General features: G+C 52.9%; 24 protein-coding genes. All 24 read right to left on the bottom strand.

Features of this window, described 5'->3' with window-relative positions:
• The 24 genes from D882_RS0115705 to mtnA all read right to left on the bottom strand — a co-directional run bounded on the left by D882_RS0115705 (position 1) and on the right by mtnA (position 26,133).
• Positions 1-1,137 (bottom strand): NAD-dependent epimerase/dehydratase family protein, encoded by a 1,137-nt coding sequence (locus tag D882_RS0115705; protein WP_027924128.1) that lies wholly within the window; start codon positions 1,135-1,137, stop codon positions 1-3.
• Complete coding sequence (locus D882_RS0115700; protein ID WP_027924127.1) at positions 1,137-2,054, bottom strand: glycosyltransferase family 2 protein; 918 nt, start codon at positions 2,052-2,054, stop codon at positions 1,137-1,139. The genes D882_RS0115705 and D882_RS0115700 overlap by 1 nt, the downstream gene beginning before the upstream one ends.
• Before the next feature lie 31 nt (positions 2,055-2,085).
• Positions 2,086-2,991: an EpsG family protein gene (locus D882_RS0115695; RefSeq protein ID WP_027924126.1), complete on the bottom strand. Its 906-nt coding sequence runs from the start codon at positions 2,989-2,991 to the stop codon at positions 2,086-2,088.
• Positions 2,992-3,038: 47 nt separating this feature from the next.
• Positions 3,039-4,112 carry a glycosyltransferase family 4 protein gene (locus tag D882_RS0115690; RefSeq protein ID WP_027924125.1) on the bottom strand — a complete coding sequence of 358 codons (1,074 nt, stop codon included), beginning with the start codon at positions 4,110-4,112 and terminating at the stop codon, positions 3,039-3,041.
• Between the two features lie 36 nt (positions 4,113-4,148).
• Positions 4,149-5,408: an O-antigen translocase gene (locus tag D882_RS0115685; protein WP_027924124.1), complete on the bottom strand. Its 1,260-nt coding sequence runs from the start codon at positions 5,406-5,408 to the stop codon at positions 4,149-4,151.
• Complete coding sequence (locus tag D882_RS0115680) at positions 5,405-6,535, bottom strand: DegT/DnrJ/EryC1/StrS aminotransferase family protein (protein ID WP_027924123.1); 1,131 nt, start codon at positions 6,533-6,535, stop codon at positions 5,405-5,407. Before D882_RS0115680 ends, D882_RS0115685 begins: the two co-directional genes overlap by 4 nt.
• A complete protein-coding gene (locus D882_RS0115675) occupies positions 6,532-6,996 on the bottom strand; it encodes an acyltransferase (RefSeq protein WP_027924122.1) in 465 nt (154 codons plus the stop codon). The genes D882_RS0115680 and D882_RS0115675 overlap by 4 nt, the downstream gene beginning before the upstream one ends.
• Positions 6,989-7,393: an FdtA/QdtA family cupin domain-containing protein gene (locus tag D882_RS0115670; protein WP_027924121.1), complete on the bottom strand. Its 405-nt coding sequence runs from the start codon at positions 7,391-7,393 to the stop codon at positions 6,989-6,991. The genes D882_RS0115675 and D882_RS0115670 overlap by 8 nt, the downstream gene beginning before the upstream one ends.
• On the bottom strand, positions 7,393-7,956 hold the full coding sequence (gene rfbC / locus D882_RS0115665) for a dTDP-4-dehydrorhamnose 3,5-epimerase (RefSeq protein ID WP_027924120.1): 564 nt from the start codon (positions 7,954-7,956) through the stop codon (positions 7,393-7,395). The genes D882_RS0115670 and rfbC overlap by 1 nt, the downstream gene beginning before the upstream one ends.
• The gene (rfbA, locus tag D882_RS0115660) at positions 7,953-8,846 is read right to left on the bottom strand and encodes a glucose-1-phosphate thymidylyltransferase RfbA (RefSeq protein WP_027924119.1); all 894 of its coding nucleotides are present in this window, start codon (positions 8,844-8,846) and stop codon (positions 7,953-7,955) included. The genes rfbC and rfbA overlap by 4 nt, the downstream gene beginning before the upstream one ends.
• Positions 8,843-9,736 carry a dTDP-4-dehydrorhamnose reductase gene (gene rfbD, locus D882_RS0115655; protein WP_027924118.1) on the bottom strand — a complete coding sequence of 298 codons (894 nt, stop codon included), beginning with the start codon at positions 9,734-9,736 and terminating at the stop codon, positions 8,843-8,845. The genes rfbA and rfbD overlap by 4 nt, the downstream gene beginning before the upstream one ends.
• A 1-nt stretch (position 9,737) precedes the next feature.
• The gene (gene rfbB, locus D882_RS0115650; protein WP_027924117.1) at positions 9,738-10,808 is read right to left on the bottom strand and encodes a dTDP-glucose 4,6-dehydratase; all 1,071 of its coding nucleotides are present in this window, start codon (positions 10,806-10,808) and stop codon (positions 9,738-9,740) included.
• Between the two features lie 339 nt (positions 10,809-11,147).
• Complete coding sequence (locus tag D882_RS0115645; protein WP_027924116.1) at positions 11,148-12,230, bottom strand: LPS O-antigen chain length determinant protein WzzB; 1,083 nt, start codon at positions 12,228-12,230, stop codon at positions 11,148-11,150.
• A gap of 233 nt (positions 12,231-12,463) precedes the next feature.
• Positions 12,464-12,691 carry a lipopolysaccharide assembly protein LapA domain-containing protein gene (locus D882_RS0115640; protein ID WP_027924115.1) on the bottom strand — a complete coding sequence of 76 codons (228 nt, stop codon included), beginning with the start codon at positions 12,689-12,691 and terminating at the stop codon, positions 12,464-12,466.
• A gap of 27 nt (positions 12,692-12,718) precedes the next feature.
• Entirely contained in the window at positions 12,719-13,015 is a 297-nt protein-coding gene (gene ihfB / locus D882_RS0115635) for an integration host factor subunit beta (protein WP_003218804.1), read from the bottom strand.
• Between the two features lie 146 nt (positions 13,016-13,161).
• Positions 13,162-13,440: a hypothetical protein gene (locus D882_RS0115630; RefSeq protein WP_027924114.1), complete on the bottom strand. Its 279-nt coding sequence runs from the start codon at positions 13,438-13,440 to the stop codon at positions 13,162-13,164.
• A gap of 214 nt (positions 13,441-13,654) precedes the next feature.
• Positions 13,655-15,346: a 30S ribosomal protein S1 gene (rpsA, locus tag D882_RS0115625; RefSeq protein WP_027924113.1), complete on the bottom strand. Its 1,692-nt coding sequence runs from the start codon at positions 15,344-15,346 to the stop codon at positions 13,655-13,657.
• A 120-nt stretch (positions 15,347-15,466) separates the two neighbouring features.
• Positions 15,467-16,156, bottom strand: coding sequence for a (d)CMP kinase (cmk, locus tag D882_RS0115620; protein WP_027924112.1), 690 nt, complete (start codon positions 16,154-16,156; stop codon positions 15,467-15,469).
• Entirely contained in the window at positions 16,153-18,360 is a 2,208-nt protein-coding gene (locus tag D882_RS0115615) for a bifunctional prephenate dehydrogenase/3-phosphoshikimate 1-carboxyvinyltransferase (protein ID WP_027924111.1), read from the bottom strand. The genes cmk and D882_RS0115615 overlap by 4 nt, the downstream gene beginning before the upstream one ends.
• A 28-nt stretch (positions 18,361-18,388) precedes the next feature.
• Positions 18,389-19,501: a histidinol-phosphate transaminase gene (hisC, locus tag D882_RS0115610; protein WP_027924110.1), complete on the bottom strand. Its 1,113-nt coding sequence runs from the start codon at positions 19,499-19,501 to the stop codon at positions 18,389-18,391.
• A gap of 10 nt (positions 19,502-19,511) precedes the next feature.
• Positions 19,512-20,606, bottom strand: a complete 1,095-nt coding sequence (pheA, locus tag D882_RS0115605; protein WP_007899727.1) for a prephenate dehydratase — start codon at positions 20,604-20,606, stop codon at positions 19,512-19,514.
• Positions 20,606-21,691: a 3-phosphoserine/phosphohydroxythreonine transaminase gene (gene serC / locus D882_RS0115600; RefSeq protein WP_027924109.1), complete on the bottom strand. Its 1,086-nt coding sequence runs from the start codon at positions 21,689-21,691 to the stop codon at positions 20,606-20,608. Before serC ends, pheA begins: the two co-directional genes overlap by 1 nt.
• Before the next feature lie 265 nt (positions 21,692-21,956).
• Positions 21,957-24,611, bottom strand: coding sequence for a DNA gyrase subunit A (gyrA, locus tag D882_RS0115595; protein WP_027924108.1), 2,655 nt, complete (start codon positions 24,609-24,611; stop codon positions 21,957-21,959).
• 445 nt (positions 24,612-25,056) lie between these two features.
• Positions 25,057-26,133, bottom strand: coding sequence for an S-methyl-5-thioribose-1-phosphate isomerase (mtnA, locus tag D882_RS0115590; RefSeq protein WP_027924107.1), 1,077 nt, complete (start codon positions 26,131-26,133; stop codon positions 25,057-25,059).
• Positions 26,134-26,140 lie beyond the last annotated feature (7 nt).

Raw genomic sequence — 26,140 nt, 5'->3', positions numbered from 1 at the left:
TCAGGACATCAACTTCATACGGCGCAGTTCCGCACTCGCTTCATCAAGTCTGTCAACAGGAACATCTTGAGTGAGCACCCAGTCCACAAATCGCTTCATTCCCTCGTCGATGCCGACTTTTGGCTGAAATCCGAGCACTGCCTGTATATGTCTCATGTCGGCATAACAGTGACGTATATCACCGACACGATATTCCGCAGTAACATGGGGTGCTACAGTTCCGTTGAGAAGCGACACTAGTTTGCTGGCGATATCCATCACTGAAACCGGAGCACCCAAGCCGACATTGAACACATCATGTGGCCCTGTTTCGGTAAAAAGCGAAAGCGAGATTGCCGCTGCGATATCGCTTACATGCACAAAATCCCGACTTTCAAGTCCATCCTCAAATATTGGTAGAGACTTACCCTGCCTGATACGCGTCGAAAAGATAGACAGAATCCCGGTATACGGGTTATTGAGGGATTGCCCTTCGCCGTAAACATTCTGGAATCTCAAAATGACACTTGAAATTTCCAATGCCTGCGCACCGATCCGAATTAACTCTTCTTGAGCGAACTTAGTAGCGGCATAAATCGATGCTGGATTGACGGTTCCACTTTCTGGCGTCGCGACGGCCAACATTTCACCGCTACAATCAGGGCATTCGAAATCCCATTTATGCGCGGCCAGTGACTCTCGAGACCTTGGATTCGGATACCTAATGACGTCGGGGCTGCATGCTCCACAGCTAAAGGCACCCTCACCATAAACGGAACGGCTCGAAGCAAGCACAAATTTCTTTACACTGTTGGGTATCTTCTGGAGCGCGTCCAAGAGAAGCGCAGTACCTTGAGAGTTCACATAATTGTAGTGGGCAATCTGATACATTGATTGACCGGTACCAGTTTCAGCCGCCAGATGGACAATTGCATCCACCTCGCCTATTACAGCAGCAAGGTCTGCGACGCTAGTGACATCCCCTCGTACCAAAGAAACTTTATCATCTTTTAATATAGGATCGTCGAGATTGGGGATCACGCCATGAATTTGTGCACTAAGATTATCCATCAGAATTATCTTAGTGGCTTTACTTAATAGCTCTTTGGCCAAATTAAGACCGATAAAACCCATCCCTCCGGTAATAAGAACACGCATTACTTCACCTCCGATACGTAGGGCCCAACTTTATTGGCAAGACCATGATAAACACCAAGACTCATCATTCGTAATGATTTCAATTTTTTGTTATCTATAAACACATTAACTACGTAACGTAGCAAAAGGCCGATGATCAGGCGGCGCTTCCAATAACTCTCAACATAGTTCTGTTTAATTAATCGGGTCGTATTTCTGAAGAAATAGTACCGACGAAGTGGAGAATATCTGAAAAAACTTAATCCAAAAACCCGAGCGGGTGGCGCATCAGAAGGAGCGTGCCCCATCTCGACACTTAAACATCCTACTATCTGATAACCCAGACTACGGGCACGGAAACACCACTCCGTATCGGTGTAGTCAACAAAGAACGATTCATCGTATTTTACTGACTCCTTCCATACAGATGCTTTTACCAGCATCCCCGAGGTTATGAGTACGTCTGCCTTTACGAACTCAGACCTTTCTTCGGATGGAAAGACCGCTTCAATGTATCCCTTCTCCGAAGTGTAAAAAGGGAAATACTGCTTAACATCATCTCGACGATCGAAAAATACAGGGCTTACTGCTGCGCAGTTAGGAATAGTCTCATCGGCGCGTTTCATCGCTTGACTTAAACTTTCAATAAGGTTTGGCGCCGCATTGCTGTCCTGGTCAAACGTAACAACATAGTCAGCGCCATTTTTAACAGCATATTCGAATCCAACATTGAGCGCCCGGCCCAACCCCAAATTGCTGCCAAGGTCTATATACTTTATCTTCTCTCTCTTTGTAAAATCCTTATTGAGGTACGTTTCACTACCTCCATTATCTACAAGGATAAGAATATCAACCTGATCAACCAGGGATGATAACAGGCGATCAATTATCTCCATTTCGGGCCTGAACCCTACAACAATTGCGGCAACTTTATTCATGAAAGCCTCTAAAATAAAAGTTGTCTACTCGTTAGTTGAGTAGCGACTGAATGTTTAATAATGGCGGCTCAGCAAAAAATGCGAGATTTAGGTACACGTAACCCAAAGACACTACTGTCAGCAGTTTGTAAATCGCTGTAAATTGCCCTTGAGTTAACGCTAAGGAAACAACAGAGAAAAACAATGCAATGTCAACGATTCTCACCGCGGCGGCAGGCATTTGCCCCATACTTAAATACAAAGCAAGAAATGCGAACGCGTAAAATCCTATTTTTTTAGCAACCTGCTGCTTATGAAAATAGACAAAAATAAATGTTACCAATATAAAAAGAACTTTAAAGGAAAAAGGATTATATGCTTGAAGGTAAACATCCAAAGAATATGTAGAAAAATAAGGCATGAATTCAATGATAAAATACAAAACAACAGCTGCAGCGCAAACCACTACAAAGCGAAGGGTATAGAAATATCTGAAAACCGCCCACATAATAAATATGATAATTGCGACATTGTGCAACAAGGCAGCAAATAAGAAAAGAACGATACTTTTCTGTGCCTTATGATTGACAATGGCTACGCAAGAAACTGCAACAGCCGCAGCGTTTCTTATTTGTGTCAACTCCCACAGAGGGAAAAATGCAATACCGTATAATATGACGAAGAAACAAGTATTCGCCGCCGTCAGTTCATCCAACGAAATAAGAAAGCGAAATTTGTAATACAAGGTAATAAAAGCATATATGAAAAGCAGCCCGACAAATCCAAAACCTAGTGTCTCACTTAGCAGGGAGAAGACTCGATATCCAAGTTCAACACTTACTTCTCCGCCAGAGATTATCGTAAGGAAATTTGCTTCGTACACCGTATAATCCGATGCCAAGTCGCTGGGGCGAAAAGCTATTAACACAGCCAGCACCAGCAAAACTAAAATCCACATGAAGTTATATTTACTTATCAAGGATCCGCCCCGAACGCAGTACAGTATTAAGAGCGACCATAGCCGTTCACCTTGAAAATATCTATCATCTTAGAAGCAATTACACTCCACCGAAGTTTTTCAACGTCGGCCTTGGACTTTTCAACAAGATCATAACGCTGAATGGACGACATTTTCAGCACTTCAATTAAAGCAGCAGTAATTTTCTCGGAATTAACATCTGCGAGATAGATTGCGTTCTCCGCGGTTGCAGGTGAGTAATTTGAAATGACCAAGCATCCACTGGCCATGGATTCGATACAAGGATAATGAAATGCACCATCCTGGATTAAGCCTGTCGCCACAAACACATCGCATGCCCTATAAAACTCAGCTAATAGTTGGTCTCCGTGAGGAGCACAAAACTCAACAAAACCGCAATCTGACACATTAATCTCATCAGGCAGCTCAAACGCTACGCGCAATTTGAGGTCTCGCCCCGTGATAGTTCTAACAGCCTGAACCGCATGGATAATTTCCATGGTGCCTTTCCACTTCGATTTTCGGCCGATGCATCCTATTATTAGCTCTTGACCCTCCCGATGCTGCTCTCGGGATTTAAATACCGCAAGATCGATACCGGGTTCGACTACATATTGTGTAGATATCTCATGATAGTTTCGATACATTGGAGCGTTGACAATTTGAACCAGCGGCAAACGATAAGAAAATTTGGCTATAACAGTACTTAAACGAGCAGCTATAGTTTCTAACTCATCATAAAATTCGGGCTCGTAGGCTTGTATGTAGTAATAACCTTTTTTAGAGCCTAGCGTTGCCAGCGCCACCGGAATTGCGGTAACGTTATAGTTAGCCACAATCACGTCAAAACTTTTCCTATTCTTCATCAAGGCCAGATACATACCCAAAATCTTGCTAATGGTACGAAGTATTGGCAACCGTTGAAAGTAGGCTTGGTATTTTAGTATAGGTGCAGTAGTAGGAAAGTATGGCGCCTGAGATCCTACAGGTGCCAAAAATGCCACTTCGTGTCCCTGCGCAATCATTTCATCAGCAATTTTCGACAAAACGCGCATGCCGCCAGCGCTGGAAAATGCCAACACGGGAAATAAGATTTTCATGAAAATTTCGCAACACGATGATACTTCGACATGATACTAACCCGTTTGCCCATTTTTAAAATAAAAGTATATCCCTACGGATACAATGAACCAATAAACGAGATAAGTAACAGCATGGGCGATCGCTACGCCTTCGATCCCGTATTTTCCAGTGAAGACAACCGTAAATAATACAAAGCTTGTAGCTGCAATTATTTCAGTAAGAATGAACGTTTTAAACATAGCCTTACCTACCATAACGTAAGCTAAAAGCCAGCTACCGATTTTCAAAGTATCACCAACCAGCTGCCAGCCGAAGAGTTCACGAGCAGGTAAAAATTGAGGACTAAATAAAACAACTACGACTATATCGCGCATCAAATACACAACCAACCCACACAGGGCTGCAACCGGCAGAATGATTTTATAGCCACTAATAATTTCCGCTTTAATATCAGCATATCGTTTCAACTCGGAAAGCTTAGGCAAATAATAGAGACTTAAGGTAGTAGTCACCAGTAACAGATAAGAACTACTCATGCGCCAAAGTGCTTCCCAGTACCCAGCAGCCTCCGCGCTGAAGTTATCGGTTAAGTAACCCCGTACTAATATATGACTCAATGGCGTACAAACTGCTGAAGTTATCGCCATTAGAGCGTACTTCAACAAGTTCGACACATGCTTCTTTTCAACAATCCCAAAAAAATTGGAAAACTTAAACCAGCCGGAGCTGCAACAAACTTTCAACGTCGCTATAAATGAAACTGATTGATATAGCGCTAGTGAAATGAGCGCTCCAAACAAACCATTCGCCATTGTCAAAAAAGTCACGAAAAGCAATGAGATGAAACTACCAGAAATGTTCGCTATAACATAAAGTTTAACTTCTTTTTTTCCGTTCAACACAGCTAATAGGAATCCATTGGCCACAAAGAAAATCAGCGCGACGCTAAACGTTTTTACAACCGCAGAGTACTGAAGATCTTTTAGCAACAATTGCGATATTAAAGAACTGAAAAAAAACATCACAACACTTACGACTAAAGTAGACCACAACATAATCATTGTTGCTGCTTGCCACACACCACGCTGGTTATTTTCGTCATCATAATATTCAGCAGTATACTTTGTTACTCCGGTGGTTACCGCGCCACTAGCAAGCGTTGTAATAAGTTGCATTGCATTCTGCAGCTGGCCTATCGCTGCATAACCCACAGGTCCAACGTAAACCGCTAGCACCTTGTTTATGCCCAGCAACGTTAGCATTTTTATCACAACAGCGATGCCATTTAGCAAGCTAGTTTTAATAAGCGTCATTGAATCTGTCTAACGACAAAAGTGTTACAGGCGTGCGCGACCGCCTCAGCATCAGTTAACGAGAGCGAGGGTCCCATAGGCAGGCTCAAGATCTGCTTATGGATCTTCTCTGAAATAGGGTAAGAATAATGAGCGAGATCAATATAAGCCGGTTGAAAGTGAGGCGGAATAGGATAGTGAATCAGGGTCTGAATACCGTTTTCGAGCAGGTGCTGTTGCAACGCTTCTCTATCATCACAGAGAACAGTATACACGTGCCAAACGTGACTGGTATTCTGTAAAGGAGAAAAACACGCATTTACCGGTAGCTTTATTACCGTGTTAGTTATTGTGTTGGTGTAAAGATTTGCTATCAGTCTACGATGAGAAGTTTGTTCATCTAGATACTTGAGCTTAACCGACAAGCAAGCTGCTTGAATTTCATCTAAACGGCTATTTACACCAAGATAAAGATTTTTGTATTTTTCATGAGAACCATAATTTCGCAAGGCGCGCAAAGTTGCCGCTAATAGATCATCGTTGGTCGTGACAGCACCCGCATCGCCAAGTGCGCCCAAGTTTTTGCCCGGGTAAAAACTAAAGCCTGACGCATGCCCCCAATTACCCGCCTTCTTTCCATCAATGCTGGCACCATGTGACTGCGCGGAATCTTCGAGCACCAGCAAGCCGTGACGCTCGGCGAGTGCCATGAGCGCAGGCATGTCCGCCAGGCGGCCATAGAGGTGGACAGGCAGGATAGCCTTCGTTTTGGATGTAATCGCCTTTTCAGCGTTTATTGGACAAATGTTCAAGGTAGCGAGATCGGGCTCTACCAAAACTGGCGTCAGACCATTCTCCGATATTGCAAGAATACTGGCGATATAAGTGTTGGATGGAACCAGGATTTCGTCTCCTTCGCTCAGGTAGCCGAGCTCCTTCCAGGCCCGAATTACCAACACCAATGCGTCCAGTCCGTTAGCAACGCCAATGCAGTGCTTGGTTCCGCAATACTCTGCATAACTGCTCTCGAACTGCTGAAGTTCGCTTCCCCCGATATACCAACCAGAATCAATAACGCGCGTGCACGCCTCAATCAGCTCTTCGCGGCAAGCTTGGTTGATGGATTTCAAATCAAGGAAACTTATCATTTGCTCAGATACCTAATAACTTTAGCTGGGTTACCCACAACAACCGCCCGGTCCGGAACATCGGAAACAACGACCGCCCCGGCACCCACCATTGCCTCTTCGCCAATGGTCACCCCTGGCAATATCGTCGCATTCGCACCAATGCTTGCTCCCTGCTTGATAGTGATACCGGAAAACGTTTCCGGGTAAACCTTGGAGCGTGGCATAGCGTCATTGGTGAATGTAGCGTTTGGGCCAATAAAAACGTTATCGGCGACGACAGTTCCTTCCCAAAGGAAGACTCCCGACTTGATCGTAACGTTGTTGCCGACCGTAACGCTGTTTTCGATCAATGTATGTGCACAGATATTGCAATTTTCACCAATAACAGCACCGTCAAAAACCACTGCAAATTGCCACACTCGAGTGTTTTTTCCGATGCTCGTGCTTTTGACATCGGCGAGTGCATGGATTTTAGGCATGCTTTGTCAGCTCCAAAAAGGCGCCATAGTTTCTGATGTAATCCTGTTCATCGTAAAAATCGCTGGCTAGAACCAGCAACACGCAATCAGCACTAAACTCATGCATTTCGTGCCAAACCATTTTATCAATAACAATAGCTTTATCAGGAGCGTCCAACCATACTTCTGCTTTAGTCAAGCCGTCATCCATTTTCATTAGACAACGCCCGGAAACACAGACCGCGACTTGGACAAGTTCTTTGTGAGCATGAAAACCGCGAGGTACGCCTGCCTGAGTATCTGTCAGATAGTAAACTCGCTTTATGGTAAACGGAACGCCCCTGTTATTTTCAAGCGCAATTAGATGGCCACGTTCGTCACCTAGCGTCGTAATATCCAGGAAATTTATCAAGCTCATTATTGCGACCTCATCAAACTATCGACCTTAGGCGCTTGATCATCTTTTTCACTAATGATGTAGTCGTCAGAACCGGGCCATTTGATACTGAGTTGAGGATCGTTCCAGTGCAGCGCGCCTTCAGACGCTTTGTTGTAATAGTCAGTAGTTTTGTATAGGAAGTGTGTATTATCTTCGAGCGCAACAAACCCGTGAGCAAAGCCTTCTGGAACCCACAGTATATGATTGTTGGTGTCATTCAGCTCAACGCCGACCCATTGCAAATAGGTTGCAGAATCCGGACGAATATCTACAGCGACATCGAACGCTGAACCTCGTACGACTCGGACTAATTTACCTTGTGCATGAGGAGCCCGCTGGAAGTGCAGACCCCGAAGCACGCCTTTTGCCGAACAGGAGTGATTATCCTGAACGAAAGCACGCGGTACGGCCAAACCTAGAGCCTTCAGCGAAGTATGAAACTTTTCTTCATTAAAACTTTCCATGAACCAACCGCGTTCATCGCCATATATAGCAGGTTCGATGATTACCACGTCCGGGATTGAGGTTTGAATCAGTTTCATACGCCAGAAGCCTCGGTAAGAATCTTCCGCAGGTACTGCCCATAACCAGTTTTTTTCAGTTTTTCAGCTTGCTCACCAAGCTGCTCTGGGCTGATCCAACCGCTGGTAAATGCGATTTCTTCCAGACAGGCCACTTTGAGCCCTTGACGGTGCTCAATGGTATGTACGAAGTGACTCGCCTCCAGTAGTGACTCGTGAGTGCCGGTGTCCAGCCAGGCAAAGCCTCGACCAAGCATTTCTACGGTCAACGACTTGTCGTCCAGATAAGCTTTGTTTACATCGGTGATTTCTAGCTCGCCACGCGGCGAGGGTTTTATATTTTTTGCGATTTCAACGACACGGTTGTCATAGAAATACAAACCGGTCACAGCGTAGTTCGACTTAGGACGCACCGGCTTTTCCTCGATACTGAGTGCCCGGCCAGTGCTGTCAAACTCGACGACTCCAAATCGCTCAGGATCAGAGACGTGATATCCGAACACGGTGGCGCCGGAAGTTTGAGACATTGCAGAACGCAGATTGTCGGAGAAATGCTGACCGTAAAAAATATTGTCGCCCAGAATCAGGCAGCACGGGTCTTCACCTATGAACTCTTCGCCAATAATAAACGCCTGTGCCAGGCCATCAGGGCTTGGCTGTTCGGCGTAAGTCAATTCGATGCCGTATTGACTCCCATCGCCCAGCAGCTTTTTGAAGCAAGGCAAATCTTCCGGGGTAGAAATAATCAGAATTTCCCGCATACCGGCAAGCATCAGCACGGAAAGCGGGTAGAAAATCATTGGCTTGTCGAAAATTGGAAGCATCTGTTTCGACACGCCCAACGTCAAGGGGTGCAGGCGCGTACCAGAACCGCCTGCCAGAATGATGCCTTTGCGTTTGATGACCGTCATTTCTCTAACACTTCCTTTAACATCCGGGTCACACCACTGCGCCAATCTGGCAAGTGGATGGAAAAAGTCTTGCGCAGTTTCTCGGTATTAAGCCGGGAATTCAATGGCCGACGTGCGGGGGTCGGAAATTGCGCCGTTGGAATCGGATTAACAGCCTGCGCTTGTAAAGGCATGCCACTCGCCTTGCCGTAGTCGATGACCAAGCTTGCGTACTCATGCCATGAAGTAAACCCATCGGCCGCCAGGTGATAAATACCTGCAACCGTAGGCTCAGCCAGCGCCTTTCTAAGTGTCACCGCGGTAACGTCTGCTATCAAATCAGCGCCAGTCGGCGCTCCGACCTGATCTGCGATGACGTTGAGCTCAGTTCGATCCGTGGCGAGTCGCAGCATCGTTTTAGCGAAGTTGCTGCCCCGCGCTCCGTACACCCAGCAGGTACGAAATATAAGATAATTGCAGCCTGATTGGACAATGGCTCGCTCCCCCATCAACTTGGTCATACCATAGTAGTTGACCGGAGATACCGCATCATCTTCCTGCCAAGCCGCCGAGCCAGTTCCATCGAACACGTAATCCGTGGAAAAGTGCACAAACCAGCAGCCCAGTTTTTTTGCTTCTTCGGCGATGACCTGCACTGCTGTTGTATTGATCTGCAAGGTCAAGTCTTTATCGGACTCAGCCTTATCCACGGCAGTATAGGCTGCCGCATTGACGATGATGTCGGGAGCTACGCGCTGAATGGTTGTCCGCAAACCCTGAAGGTCAGCAAGATCACCGCACAGGCCATTGTCGAGGTGGCGATCAAGAGCCACGACATTGCCTAACGTTGCGAGGGAACGTTGAAGCTCCCAGCCAACCTGTCCATTTTTACCCAGAAGCAAAACTTTCATGTCAGGCTTGCCGCTCAGCATAGTTTTGATCGATCCATTGCTGATAACTGCCGCTCTTCACGTGCTCGACCCAAGGCTGATTGTTCAGGTACCACTCGACGGTCTTGCGAATACCCGACTCAAAAGTTTCTTCTGGAGTCCAGCCCAGTTCGCGCTGAATCTTCCCGGCATCAATGGCGTAACGCAGATCGTGCCCTGGGCGATCCTGGACGTAGGTGATTAGCTTGGCGTGCGGGCGATGTGGGGATTCTGGACATAACTCATCCAGCAGCGCGCAAACGGTATGGACCACTTCGAGGTTTTTCTTCTCGTTATGGCCACCGATGTTGTAGGTCTCGCTGACTTCGCCTTCGGTCACTACTTTATAAAGTGCACGGGCATGGTCTTCTACGTACAACCAGTCACGAACCTGATCACCCTTGCCATAGATAGGCAAAGGCTTGCCTTCCAGCGCATTCAAGATAACCAACGGGATCAGCTTTTCAGGGAAATGGCATGGACCGTAGTTGTTTGAGCAATTGGTCACGATCGTCGGGAGACCGTAAGTTCTGCTCCAGGCTCTGACCAGGTGGTCCGAGCTTGCCTTGCTCGCGGAATAAGGAGAGCTCGGCTGGTAAGGAGTCTGTTCGGTAAAAAGGTCTTCAGGACCATCAAGATCACCGTAAACTTCGTCGGTGGAAATGTGATGGAAACGAAAGTTTTCTTGCGCTGATACGTCCAGGCTTTTCCAATACTGCCGTACCGCTTCCAGCAGGGTATAGGTGCCAACGATATTAGTCTGAATAAAATCCGAAGGACCACTGATCGAGCGGTCAACATGGGACTCTGCGGCAAGGTGCATAACCGCATCAGGTCGATGCTCATCAAACACACGCTGCAACTGAGCAGCGTCGCAAATGTCGACACGCTCAAAGGCATATCGGTCACTTTTAGCGCTTTCACCCAGCGATTCCAGATTACCGGCATAGGTCAACTTATCTAGATTGACCACCGAATCCTTGGTGTTTGCGATGATATGCCGGACAACTGCCGAGCCAATGAATCCAGCGCCACCGGTCACTAATATTTTCAACTTTATCTCCCTAAACTCAATAGCGCATCACTTACGCTATCCGTCATTGATGCTTACCGTGATACGGTTTTCGCTTGTCAGACGGTGTCGTTTTGATTTCGTCATGCAAGGTCAGTGTAGTTCCAGACTCGCCGCTCGAGCATGCACCTGACCTAGAGATCGGTGGTCCAACTGCTTGAGCCATTTTAACAGGACTGCATTTTACACTCGATGCACACCTGAGGCGGCTCGGAGCCATCCCTGATGTGCATTTCCGACAAGCAACCCGATCGACCGTGCCAACGCCTCGTCGGAAGCGATACAAAGCATCGCTCCCACAAATCCTGGAACCTTCAGATCTTAAAAGCGACCATTGACCCCAAGCGTTTCCGATGATTCGGCTCTCCTACGCTTGGTGATAAAATGCTGTAGCAGTGCAATCGCGGAGCCCAACAGCCCACCAATGACAAGCCCCAGAAACACAATCAGAACTTTCTTCGGCTTAACCGGGGAAACAGGCAGGTCTAGGACACCATCGTGGCGGTACACCGCGATATCAAATTTTTCTGCTTCCACCTGCTTGTAGAAGTCAGCTCGCTTCTGAAGTTTGCGTAAACCAGGAGTGAACGGGTCGTCGGAGCCGCGATTTTCGAGGTTTTTCAGCTCCGCCTCCAACGCCTTACTGCCACGCAGGTAACTATTGCCCTCTAACATGCTTCCAGCCAACTTATCGGAACCGCTGCCCGAAAATACAACCGTATTCTCCAGACCACTGGATTTGGCAATAACCAACGCCTCACGAATTTTGCTAATGGTGTCTTGGCGCACGTTATGGCTGGACTCTCTAAGAGTATCTATCTCTAGCTGCAGACCACGTTTTAATACCGCAGCCTCTTTTTTCGCATTCTGAGTCAATTCGCGCGCCGTGCTTGCTCCGACCTGACTTACGTACGAATCAACCCATTGCACGGCACGCTCAGGACTTGAATCTTGCAGGGAAACCGACCAGCGCCCATCTTCTTCCTTTCCGACTGGCGCAACCGTGAGGTTTTTCGAAAACGTCGTGTACAAAGCTCCATTTGGAGATTGTGGAACTCGCTCCCCCAGAGATGGCAAATAAGTAGTTTCAAAAAACGCTCGTCGCTGCGATTCGGATTGAAGGTTACGCAGAAATACCTTGTAAACCTGGTCAACTGAAATAGGTATCAAATCGGACTTACTTGCACGACCAAAGTTGAGATTGGCAATATCATTAACCGTTGGTGGTGATATGTAATACTTCGACTCGTATATAGGAGTTGAAAAGAATGCGTACGCGGCAGCGGCAAAACCAACCGCTAATGTCATACCGACGACAAGCCATTTTCGTTTCCACACCGCAGCGGTGACTTCAAAAAGATCTATTTCAACTGAAGAGTTAATTGTGTTATTGCTGTTTTGCATAGGATATTTTAGCCCTTCAATTGATTCTATTCTGCAAGTTTGGTAAAAAATTTACCCACCCACCTGATAGCCTATTAGACCCGTGCGCAGGGTCCAATTCCTTGACTAACCACCCACAGGAGGATGAAAAAAGAAAATAAAGCTATCAGAGCCCTTGGACGGGCGAAAATAATAACACGGACACAAACTGGTTTCCCGATGAGAAACAACTTCTTCTGGGGAATCCCAGGAGGTTACGGGCGCCGACCAATCCTGAGGCCGATCAGCCACGCCAACAACGGCCCCGCCACCATCCCTAAGAGCAGCGCCGAAATAATGACGCCCGCAATTGGCATTTGCGCAGAAGACCAACCTAGAAAAAACAGCGAAGTCAGCTGGCGATTTTCCAGAATGAATATGATCACCAAAAAAACCAACAGCATAACCAGTACCGCCAGCGCAATACGCTTGAGCCTTTGCACGTCACACCTCCCTTGCGAAACTAAAAATCATACCCCCTCCTCCTCGTCCTCATTCACGCGATCGCGCAGTTCTTTGCCCGGCTTAAAATGCGGAACGAACTTACCGTCGAGGCTGACGGACTGGCCGGTTTTTGGATTGCGACCTACGCGTGGTGCACGGTAGTGCAAGGAGAAGCTGCCAAACCCACGGATCTCGATACGATCCCCTGTGGCGAGGCATTGGGACATTTGCTCAAGCATGGTCTTGATGGCCAGCTCCACATCCTTGGATGAGAGCAGCCCTTGATGGGTGACAATTCGTTCGATCAACTCCGACTTCGTCATATTTTTCCCTTCTTTTTCAAGCAGCTAGGAAAAGCGCTTCAAAGGTTTTAGCATGCTCGAAAGAATTTGAACAGCCCGAGTTTTCACATATATTTTCAAGCCCCGGGGATGCCATATAAACCCCGGCTCCCCGATATAGCCCTCACTCAGCGACAGATAACCAACATGGTCCGCGTCAGGTAGCCCGCCGGATTGAAACCAAAAGGGAATTCATCCTCGTCCTTGGCGTCATCAGACCTTGCGACGACCTTATACCCTGCCGCCTTACACTCCCTATCCGCACGCTTGCGGCACTTTTCCCACCCGGACCCCAGCCCGGAACAGTCGATCTCTATACCACTGACCCCGCGCACGACGTGAGTCTTGGCATTAGTGGTGCAACCCGCCAATGTCAGTACTGCTATTACGACAATGAGCTTGTTCATTCACTTCCTTATGCCGGGCGGCTTGCCCGACTGTCGTTCACTTCAGGCTAAAGGTTAGCTGCAAACAAACGATTGATCCGATTAAAGAAAGAGACAGCTTCTCGGGGATATTGGTTTCACAATCCTTGCAGCCAAAAAGCATCGGCGAGACCACCAAATCGCAGGCACAAAAAAGGGCGACCGAAGTCGCCCTTTTTCTATGGTCTGACAGAACTTAGTTCTGTTTTTCCATTTGTGCACGCAACAGGTCGCCCAGAGTGGTAGGACCAGCAGCGACGTCAGCAGCAGGCTTGTCTTTCAAGCTCTGGATTGCTTCTTTCTCTTCAGCATCGTCTTTCGACTTGATGGAGAGCTGGATTACACGGCTCTTGCGGTCAACGCTGATGATCTTGGCTTCTACTTCCTGGCCTTCTTTCAGAACGTTGCGCGCGTCTTCAACGCGGTCACGGCTGATTTCGGAGGCTTTCAGAGTCGCTTCGATATCGTCGGCCAGAGTGATGATGGCGCCTTTAGCGTCAACTTCTTTCACGATGCCTTTAACGATTGCGCCTTTGTCGTTCTCTTGAACGTACTCGGAGAACGGATCGCTTTCCAGTTGCTTGATACCCAGGGAGATACGCTCGCGCTCTGGGTCAACCGACAGGATAACGGTGTCCAGCTCGTCGCCCTTCTTGAAGCGGCGAACGGCTTCTTCGCCCACTTCGTTCCAGGAGATGTCGGACAGGTGAACCAGACCGTCGATGCCACCGTCCAGACCAATGAAGATACCGAAATCGGTGATCGACTTGATGGTGCCGGAGATTTTATCGCCCTTGTTGAACTGGCCAGAGAAATCTTCCCATGGGTTAGATTTGCACTGCTTGATGCCGAGGGAGATACGACGACGCTCTTCGTCGATGTCCAGAACCATAACTTCCACTTCGTCGCCGACTTGTACGACTTTCGAAGGGTGGATGTTCTTGTTGGTCCAGTCCATTTCGGAAACGTGTACCAGGCCTTCAACGCCTTCTTCCAGCTCAGCGAAGCAGCCGTAGTCGGTCAGGTTGGTTACACGAGCGGTAACGCGAGTGCTTTCTGGGTAACGGGCTTTGATAGCAACCCATGGATCTTCGCCCAGTTGCTTCAGGCCCAGGGAAACACGATTGCGTTCGCGATCGTACTTCAGAACCTTGACATCGATCTCGTCGCCAACGTTGACGATTTCGGAAGGATGCTTGATACGCTTCCAAGCCATGTCGGTAATGTGCAGCAGGCCATCGACGCCACCCAGATCGACGAATGCGCCGTAATCGGTGAGGTTTTTGACGATACCTTTGACTTGCTGACCTTCCTGCAGGGATTCCAGCAGAGCTTCACGCTCGGCGGAGTTCTCGGCTTCGAGGACGCTGCGACGGGAAACGACAACGTTGTTGCGTTTCTGGTCGAGTTTGATGACCTTGAATTCCAGCTCTTTGCCTTCCAGGTGCGTAGTATCGCGCACAGGACGGACGTCAACCAGAGAACCTGGCAGGAACGCACGGATGCCGTTAACGTCGACAGTGAAGCCGCCTTTAACCTTACCGTTGATAACGCCCTTGACCACTTCTTCGGCTGCGAAGGCTGCTTCCAGAACAATCCAGCATTCAGCGCGCTTGGCTTTTTCACGGGACAGCTTGGTTTCACCAAAGCCGTCTTCAACCGAGTCCAGAGCAACGTGAACTTCGTCACCGACGTTGATGTTCAGTTCGCCAGCGTCGTTGTAGAACTGCTCAAGCGGGATGAGTGCTTCAGACTTCAGGCCAGCGTGAACGGTTACCCAGCGAGCTTGGTAATCGATATCAACGATAACACCGGTGATGATGGAGCCTGCCTGAAGGTTCAGGGTTTTTAGGCTTTCTTCAAAGAGTTCCGCAAAGCTTTCGCTCATTTTAATTCCTGTTGATGAGGGCGAAGACTACGCCCATCTCCACACCCCAGACGGTATGGGTTAGTTTCATTTAAAAGAAGCCACCGCAGGACTATGACTGGTCCCCCGCGGCCTTCTTGGTCACCCGGCGATATCGCGAATGGCGATCTCGCTCATGATGCGTTCCAGCACCTGATCAATGGACAATTCCGTGGAATCCAGCTGTATGGCGTCAGCCGCCGGTTTGAGCGGGGCTACCGCTCGCTGGGTGTCACGCTCATCGCGGACACGTATCTCATCTAGCAGACTCGACAGACTAACACCATCGACTTTGCCCTTCAACTGCAAGTATCGACGGCGCGCACGCTCCTCGGCACTGGCAGTGAGGAATATCTTCAAGGGCGCGTCCGGAAAAACCACCGTGCCCATATCCCGGCCATCGGCTACCAGCCCCGGCATTTCCTGGAAAGCACGCTGGCGCTGCAGCAGCGCCTCGCGTACGGCGGGCAATGCCGCAACCTGGGATGCGCCGGCGCCGACACTTTCAGTACGAATCACATCACTGACTTCGTCGCCTTCCAGAATGATTCGCTGCAGTTGACCGTCCGTCGCAGCGATGAACTGCACGTCCAGATGTGCCGCGAGCGCCTTCAGCAATTCTTCATTGGTCAGATCAACACCATGATTGTGCGCAGCGAACGCCAGCAAACGGTACAGCGCACCGGAATCCAGCAGATTCCAGCCCAGACGTTTCGCCAGAATCCCGGCGATCGTGCCTTTACCGGAACCGCTCGGGCCATCGATGGTAATGACTGGCGACTTGTTGATCACGACTGAGCCTCTTCAGCAACCCGGATACCGACCTGCGCGCACAGCGCAAGGAAGTTCGGGAACGACGTCGCGACGTTGGCGCAATCGTGGATGCGAATCGGTGCAGTCGCGCGCAGCGATGCAACGCTGAACGCCATGGCAATCCGGTGGTCGCCATGACCATGCACTTCGCCACCGCCGATCTGGCCGCCGTCAATGATGATGCCATCCGGGGTCGGCTCGCATTTGACGCCCAGCGCCAGCAAGCCATCGGCCATGACCTGAATCCGGTCCGACTCTTTGACCCGCAACTCTTCGGCACCACGCAACACCGTGCGCCCTTCGGCACAGGCCGCGGCCACGAACAGCACCGGGAATTCATCGATGGCCAGTGGAACCAGGGCCTCGGGAATCTCGATACCTTTAAGTTTAGCTGCACGTACGCGCAAGTCCGCGACCGGTTCGCCGCCGACTTCACGCTGGTTTTCCAGGGTGATATCGCCGCCCATCAGGCGCAGGATGTCGATCACGCCGGTACGGGTCGGATTGATGCCGACGTGTTCGAGCACCAGCTCAGAACCTTCAGCGATCGATGCGGCCACCAGGAAGAACGCGGAGGACGAGATGTCGCCCGGCACTTCGATGTGGGTCGCGGTCAGCTTGTGCCCGGACTCGACCGATGCAGTCGCACCGCTGACACTGACCGGATAACCAAAACCTTGCAACATGCGCTCGGTGTGGTCGCGCGTCGGGGCAGGCTCGGTAACGGTGGTCTTGCCTTCAGCGTACAGACCCGCCAGCAGCAGGCAGGATTTAACCTGGGCACTGGCCATTGGCATGGTGTAGGTCAAGCCCTTGAGCGTGTGGCCGCCACGAATGATCATCGGTGGACGACCTTCAGCAGCGGTCTCGATCACGGCGCCCATTTCACGCAGCGGATTGGCCACGCGATTCATCGGGCGTTTGGACAGCGAAGCGTCACCGGTCAGGGTGCTGTCGAAGTTCTGCGCAGCCAACAGGCCAGACAGCAGACGCATCGAAGTACCGGAGTTACCCAGATAGATCGGGCCGGGTGCCGGCTTCAAGCCATGCAGGCCGACACCGTGGATGGTCACACGACCATGATGCGGACCTTCGATCACAACACCCATGTCACGGAAGGCTTGCAGGGTCGCCAGAGCGTCTTCGCCCTCGAGGAAGCCTTCGACTTCGGTGACGCCTTCGGCCAGGGAGCCAAGCATGATCGAACGGTGGGAAATCGATTTATCGCCCGGTACACGAATCCGCCCAGTCAGGCGGCCACCAGGTTGTGCCAGGAAAATCAGGTCGTTGGAGTTCATAGCGTCCACATAGGCCCGGCGGGCCAGGATTTTACTGAAATGCTCGCGGGCAACCCGGGCGCGAGTGAACACGCCCAACAATTGGTGCCCATCCCCTGCATCGACCGCGTCGCGCAAGGCGTCGAGGTCGCTGCGAAATGTATCGAGTGTGCGCAGGACAGCTTCGCGGTTGGCGAGGAAGATGTCGTGCCACATGACCGGGTCGCTCCCCGCGATTCTTGTGAAATCGCGGAAACCGCCGGCAGCGTAACGGAAGATCTCAAGGTTTTCATTGCGCTTGGCCAACGAATCGACCAAACCGAACGCCAACAGGTGCGGCAAATGGCTGGTCGCCGCCAACACTTCATCGTGGCGCTCGACCTGCATGTGCTCGACATCGGCGCCCAATTCGCGCCACAAACGGTCGACCACTGCCAGCGCGGCCGGATCGGTTTGATCCAGCGGCGTCAGAATCACTTTATGACGACGGAACAGCTCGGCGTTGGAGGCTTCCACCCCGCTCTGCTCGGAACCGGCAATCGGATGCCCTGGCACAAAACGCGACGGCAGGCCGCCAAACGCTTCAGTTGCCGCACGGACGACATTGCCTTTGGCGCTACCGACGTCGGTCAGAATCGCCGATCCGAGATCCATTGCCGCCAAGCGTGCCAGCATCTTTTCCATGGCCAGGATCGGAATGGCCAGTTGAATCACGTCAGCGCCCTGGCAAGCAGCGGCCAGGTCTTCTTCACAGCGATCCACCACGCCCAACTCGACCGCCAGCTTGCGCGACTGCGGATCCAGGTCAACCCCGACCACTTCGCGGCACAGGCCGCTTTCACGCATGCCCTTGGCGAACGAACCACCGATCAATCCCAGACCGACCACCACCAGGCGACCGATCATAGGTGCAGCAGATTGCAGTGCAGTGACATCAACCACGAGCCAGAACCTTGGTCAGCGCCTCTAGGAAGCGGCTGTTTTCCGCCGGCAAACCGATCGTGACACGCAGGTGGTTCGGCATGCCGTAGTTGGCCACCGGACGCACGATCACGCCTTCGCGCAACAGCCCCTGGAACACCGGTGCAGCCACGCGACCGAGATCGACGCAGATGAAGTTGCCCTTGGACGGGATCCAACTCAGCCCCAACTCACGAAAACCGGCTTCCAGTTGCAGCATGCCGGACTCGTTCAGGCGACGGCTTTGCGCCAGGTAGTCGACGTCTTGCAGCGCAGCGCATGCAGCGGCCAAGGCCAGACTGTTAACGTTGAACGGCTGACGCACACGGTTCAGGACGTCCGCGACCACGGCGGTGGACAAGCCATAGCCGACCCGCAATGCCGCCAGGCCATAGGCCTTGGAGAACGTACGAGAAACCAGCAGGTTCGGATAAGCCGCCAGATAATCCAGGCCATCCGGCAAGTCGCTGCCCTCGGCGTATTCGATGTAGGCCTCGTCCAGCACGACCAGCACATGCGCCGGAACATCCTGCAGGAATTCGTCCAGTGCCTCGGCATCGAACCAGGTTCCGGTCGGGTTGTTCGGGTTGGCAATGAAGACCACGCGAGTGTCGGCATCGATCGCCGCCAGCATGCCCGACAGGTCATGCCCCCAGTCTTTGGCCGGAATCACTTTGGCCTGGGCACCGACGGCCTGGGTCACGATCGGATAGACCGCAAACGCATGCTCACTGAACACGGCATTGAGGCCCGGCGCCAGATAGGCACGCGCGACCAGCTCCAGAATGTCGTTGGAGCCATTGCCCAGCGTCACTTGATTCAGTTCGACGCGGCACTGCTCGGCCAACAGGGTCTTGAGCGCAAAACCATTGCCGTCTGGATAACGGGTCAGCTCGGCCAGCGCATTCTGAATCGCCGTCAGCGCCTTGGGACTCGCGCCCAACGGGTTTTCATTACTGGCCAGTTTGACGATGCTCGCCGGATCAAGGTCCAGCTCGCGCGCCAGTTCGTCCACAGGCTTGCCCGGGACGTACGGCGAAAGTTGTTGCACGCCCGGCTGTGCCAGGGCGAGGAAGTCATCACTCATTTGCTACCCCTTAGAGAACTGCTTTCGGGTAGGAACCCAGCACTTTGAGTGCCACTGCTTCCTGACTGATCTTTTCCAGCACACCTTTGACCAATGGATCGCGATGGTGGCCGACGAAGTCGATGAAGAACACGTAGGTCCATTTACCGCTGCGCGACGGACGCGTCTCGATGCGCGTCAGGTCGATACCGTTGTCGTGGAACGGCACCAGCAACTCGTGAAGCGCGCCCGGTTTGTTGCTCATGGAGACGATGATCGAGGTCTTGTCGTCGCCGGTCGGCGGCACTTCCTGGCTGCCGATCATCAGGAATCGCGTGGAGTTATCCGGGCGATCCTCGATTTTCTCGGCCAGACGGGTCAACCCGTACAGACCAGCGGCCATGTCGCCGGCAATCGCCGCCGAGTTCCACTCACCTTTAACCCGCTTGGCCGCTTCGGCGTTGCTGGACACCGCCACGCGCTCGACATTCGGGTAGTGTGCGTCCAGCCACTTGCGGCACTGGGCCAGCGATTGGGCATGGGAATAGATGCGACTGATGCTGTCGGTCTTGGTGTTTTCACCGACCAACAGGTGGTGGTGAATACGCAGCTCGACTTCGCCACAGATCACCATGTCGTGTTCGAGGAAGCTGTCCAGCGTGTGGTTGACCGCGCCCTCGGTGGAGTTCTCCACCGGGACCACGCCAAAGTTCACCGCACCGGCCGCCACTTCACGGAACACTTCGTCGATCGCCGCCATCGGCTTGCTGATCACCGCGTGGCCGAAGTGCTTCATGGCTGCGGCTTGGGTGAAGGTGCCTTCAGGGCCGAGGTAAGCCACTTTCAGCGGCTGCTCGAGCGCCAGGCACGAAGACATGATTTCGCGGAACAACCGCGCCATCTCTTCATTGCCCAGCGGCCCCTGGTTACGCTCCATCACGCGTTTGAGCACCTGGGCTTCACGCTCAGGACGATAGAACACCGGCACTTCGCCTTCGGCCAGCGAGGCCATCTTTACTCGCGCAACTTCCTGGGCGCAGCGTGCGCGCTCACTGATCAGCTCCAGGACTTTTTCGTCCAGGGCATCAATGCGCAGGCGCAGTGCCTTGAGTTCTTGCTCAGACATTAGCCGTGTTCCTTCTCGAACTCTGCCATGTACGAAACCAATGCGTTGACCGCAACGATGTCGACGGCGTTATAGATGGAGGCGCGCATGCCACCCACGGAACGGTGGCCCTTGAGGTTCAACAGGCCACGCTCGTCGGCACCGGCCAGGAACGGCTTGTCCAGACGGTCGTCAGCCAGACGGAACGGTACGTTCATCCACGAGCGATCCGGCTTGTTGATCGGGTTGCTGTACAAGCCGCTGGCGTCGATGAAGTCATACAGCGTGCGCTGCTTCACTTCATTGAGCTTGCCGATGGCCTCAACACCACCCTGCTCTTTCAGCCACTCGAACACCAGGCCGGACAAGTACCAGGCCAGGGTTGGCGGGGTGTTGTACATCGAGCCGTTATCGGCCGCGACCTTGTAGTTGAGCATGGTCGGGCACAGGGAACGGGCGTGACCCAGCAGGTCTTCACGAACGATGTTGACCACGATGCCGCTCGGGCCGATGTTTTTCTGGGCGCCGGCGTAGATCATGCCGAAGCGCGAAACATCGACTGGACGCGACAGGATGTCCGAGGACATGTCGGCCACCAGCGGAACATCACCAGTTTGCGGAATCCACTGGAATTCCAGGCCGCCGATGGTTTCGTTCGGCGCGTAGTGAACGTAGGCCGCGTCTTTCGACAGGTTCCATTCGTTCTGACCGGGAATAGCAAAATAGTCGTAAGGCTTGGCAGTCGCGGCGACATTCACATTGCCGTAGCGCGAAGCTTCTTCGATGGCTTTCTGCGACCAGATACCGGTGTCGATATAGTCGGCAGTACCGTTTTCCGGCAACAGGTTCAGAGGAATCTGAGCAAATTGCTGGCTGGCGCCGCCTTGCAGAAACAGCACTTTATAGTTCGAAGGGATATTCAGCAGATCACGCAGATCCTGCTCGGCCTTGGTGGCAATGGACACGAACTCATCACTGCGATGGCTCATTTCCATGACCGACAGGCCCTTGCCGTGCCAGTCAAGGAGTTCACCCTGAGCGCGCTGCAGGACAGCTTCGGGAAGTGCCGCAGGACCGGCACAGAAGTTATAGGCTCTCTTGCTCACATCCAATCTCGCTCTGATTTGGTGGTAATCACGCAATAAATCACAACATCAATCGACACAGAGTCCCTGCTGAAGCACAGCTTTTGTAGGCGTGAGCCTGCTCGCGAATGCATCACCGCGATGTGTCAGACATACCGCGGCGCCTGTATCGTCGGAACGCCGCCCGGAGCTGGCTCACTCCTACAAGGGACTCCATAGGTGTCGATATTTTCATACGGGACAAACAACAAGGGGGCGAATTCTCATCCGCCCCCTGTTTGTTCGCTTACTCTTGTGGCTCTTCGTCAGCGGCGGCATCGAGTTGCTGATCATCAACAACGTCGTCGATCACGACTTCGCCGATGAACTCTGCACCCTCTTCACCTTCCAGCTCTTCACCTTCGACTTCCGATGGCTCCTGAACCCGCTCCAGACCGACCAGCGTTTCATCGCTGGCCAGCTTGATCAGGGTCACGCCCTGGGTGTTACGACCGAGGCTGGACACTTCGTCGACACGGGTACGAACCAGGGTGCCCTGGTCGGAAATCAGCATGATTTCCTCACCATCGAGCACCTGGACCGCGCCGACCAGTCGGCCGTTACGGTCGTTGCTGACCATGGCGATAACGCCCTGACCGCCACGTTTGTATTCAGGGAACTCAGTGATCGCCGTACGCTTGCCGAAACCACGCGCCGAAGCGGTCAGGATCTGGCTGCCTTCTTCCGGGATCAGCATGGAAATCAGCTTCTGGCCTTCCGGCAGACGCATGCCACGAACACCGCGAGCGGTACGGCCCATGGCGCGAACGTCGGTTTCCTTGAAGCGAGTGACCTTGCCGCCGTCGGAGAACAGCATGACTTCGCGCTCGCCATCGGTGATGGCCGCAGAAATCAGTACGTCACCTTCGTCCAGCTCCAGCGCGATCAGACCCACGCTGCGTTGACGGCTGAAGGATTCCAGCGGGGTCTTCTTCACGGTGCCTTTGGCGGTCGCCATGAAGATGAAGTGACCTTCGGTGTATTCCTCGACCGGCAGCATGGTGGTGATGTATTCATCACTGTCCAGCGGCAGCAGGTTGACCAGCGGACGACCACGAGCAGCGCGGGACGCTTCTGGAATTTCGTAGGTTTTCAGCCAGTACACTTTGCCCTTGCTGGAGAACAGCAGCAGCGTGGTGTGGCTGTTGGCGACCAGCAGGTGAGCGATGTAGTCCTCATCCTTGACGCCGGTCGCCGATTTGCCTTTACCGCCACGACGCTGAGCCTGGTACGCAGCCAATGGCTGGGTCTTGGCGTAGCCACCGTGGGAGATGGTCACGACGCGCTCTTCTTCCGGGATCATGTCACCCAGGGTCAGGTCGAGACGGGCATCGAGGATCTCGGTGCGACGCACATCACCGTACTCGGCGCGGATCACTTCCAGTTCTTCGCGGATCACTTCCATCAGGCGCGTGGCGCTGCTGAGGATGCGGATCAGCTCGCCGATCTGGTTGAGGATCTCTTGATACTCGGCCAGCAGTTTTTCGTGTTCCAGACCGGTCAGACGGTGCAGACGCAGCTCCAGAATGGCTTGCGCCTGTTCTGGCGACAGGAAGTACTTGCCGTCGCGCAGACCGTATTGCGGGTCCAGGGTCTCAGGGCGGCAAGAATCGGCACCAGCGCGTTCAACCATGGCCACTACGGCGGAGGATTCCCAGGCTGTGCTGATCAGCGCTTCCTTGGCTTCCGACGGCGTTGGCGAGGCCTTGATCAGGGCGATGACCGGGTCGATGTTCGACAGGGCAACCGCTTGACCTTCCAGGATGTGACCGCGTTCGCGGGCTTTACGCAGTTCGAACACAGTACGACGGGTAACGACTTCGCGACGGTGACGAACGAAGGCTTCCAGCAGGTCCTTGAGGTTCAGGATCCGTGGGCGGCCGTCGATCAGCGCGACGATGTTGATACCGAACACCGCTTGCAACTGGGTCTGGGCGTAGAGGTTGTTGAGGATCACCTCTGGCACTTCGCCGCGACGCAATTCGATCACAACGCGCATACCGTCCTTGTCGGACTCGTCGCGCAGCTCGGTGATGCCTTCAAGCTTCTTCTCTTTCACCAGCTCGGCGATCTTTTCGATCAGACGGGCTTTGTTGAGCTGGTAAGGGAGTTCGGTAATGACGATCTGCTGACGGCCACCGACCTTGTCGATGTCTTCGATCGTCGAGCGGGCACGCATGTAAATGCGGCCGCGACCGGTGCGGTAGGCTTCGATGATGCCGGCGCGACCGTTGATGATCGCGGCGGTCGGGAAGTCCGGACCGGGGATGTATTGCATCAGCTCATCGATGGTCAACTCAGGGTTGTCGATGAGGGCCAGGCAACCGTCGATGACTTCACCGAGGTTGTGCGGCGGAATGTTGGTCGCCATGCCCACGGCGATACCGCTGGAGCCGTTGACCAGCAGGTTGGGAATACGGGTCGGCATGACCGCCGGGATCATTTCGGTGCCGTCGTAGTTCGGCACCCAGTCCACGGTTTCTTTATGCAGGTCAGCCAGCAGCTCGTGCGCCAGCTTGGTCATGCGCACTTCGGTGTATCGCATGGCCGCGGCGTTGTCGCCATCCACCGAACCGAAGTTGCCTTGACCGTCTACCAGCAGGTAGCGCAGCGAGAACGGCTGTGCCATGCGGACGATGGTGTCATACACCGCGGTATCACCGTGCGGGTGATACTTACCGATGACGTCACCGACAACACGGGCAGATTTCTTGTACGGCTTGTTGAAGTCGTTGCCCAGCTCGCTCATCGCGAACAGCACACGCCGGTGCACGGGCTTCAAGCCATCGCGCGCATCCGGCAGGGCCCGCCCGACAATTACGCTCATTGCGTAGTCGAGGTAGGACTGCTTCAGCTCGTCTTCGATATTGACCGGGAGGATTTCTTTGGCCAGTTCGCCCATGAGAAGCTCGATTCCTTTTTCTGGTGAAACTTCGTCACATCCATATGGGACGAACGAAGCTCGCCGCTGCAGGCTGAGTGCCATACACCGACTTACGACAAATCAACAAGATTAACCATGGATTTGCGCAGTAAAGACAACCCCGTGGGACTGCCTCGGAAAACGCCGGATGTTATCACAAGAGCCGCCACGCACCTATCCCCCAGACGCGCATGGAGCATAGTAAGTTGACCGGTGACAGGCTTGAGGGAGACGAGAGGGGCTTAGAGCTGCACCGAATCAAAAAATCGTGCCTGATTCATGCTGATTCATTGACTTTGATGACCTCTTCGCGGGCAAGCCCGCTCCCACAGGGATCTCTGCATGCCCGAGATCTCCCGAACGATGCAGATCCCTGCGGGAGCAGACTTGCCCGCGAAAGCGATGTTTCAGGCGCTAGACATTATTAATGCAAGCGCTTACGGCACATCAACAGCGCCATCTTCGCCGTATCCGGGCGCTCGACAATGCCCTTTTCGGTAACGATCACGTCGATCAAGTCCGCCGGGGTCACGTCGAACACCGGGTTGAACGCATCGACATCCGCCCCGATCCGCTTGCCCCCGACCTCCAGCAACTCACGACCATCGCGTTCTTCGATAGGAATTTCATCGCCACTGGCCAGGTTCATGTCGATGGTCGAACTCGGCGCCACCACCATGAAGCGCACGCCATGGTGCATGGCGTTGACCGCCAGCTGATAAGTGCCAATCTTGTTCGCCACATCGCCATTGGCAGTGATGCGGTCGGCGCCGACGATTACCCAGGTCACGCCTTTGGTTTTCATGATGTGCGCGGCGGCGGAGTCGGCATTCAGGGTCACGGGAATGCCTTCATTGGCCAGCTCCCATGCGGTCAGACGCGAACCTTGCAGCCACGGCCGGGTTTCATCGGCGTAAACCCGCTCGACCATACCCTCGATAAAGGCCCCGCGAATCACGCCCAGCGCCGTGCCGAAGCCGCCGGTGGCCAGTGCGCCAGTGTTGCAGTGGGTCAGGATTGCCTGAGCATTACCCTGGTGCTTGCGAATCAAGTCCACACCCAGCTGGGCCATGGTCAGATTGGCTTCGCGATCACTTTCATGAATGGCGAGAGCCTCGGCCTCCAGGGCCGCCAGTGGGTCTGCGTCTTCCTTGAGACGATCCAGGCGGTCGCGCATGCGACTCAGGGCCCAGAACAGATTCACCGCGGTTGGACGGGAATCGGCCAGTACCGCGTAATCCTCTTCCCACGCAGCCTGCCAGTCACCGCCCTCGGCAATCCGGGCGCGGGCCGACAGCACCATGGCATACGCCGCACTGATGCCAATCGCCGGCGCACCGCGCACCACCATCGAACGAATGGCCTCGGCCACACCGGCCGCACTGGTGTAGGCAATCCAGGTTTCTTCGAAGGGCAAAACACGCTGATCCAGCAGGTACAGGGCGCCATCACGCCAATCGATGGCCTTCACTTTCTCCGCAGCCAACAGTCGATCGCGCATCCCACAC

It is taken from the genome of Pseudomonas sp. URMO17WK12:I12 (assembly GCF_000514395.1).
Classification (GTDB): domain Bacteria; phylum Pseudomonadota; class Gammaproteobacteria; order Pseudomonadales; family Pseudomonadaceae; genus Aquipseudomonas; species Aquipseudomonas mucoides.
The sequence above is the reverse complement of the archived record's forward strand: the minus strand, read 5'-3'. Positions and strand labels throughout refer to the sequence as shown.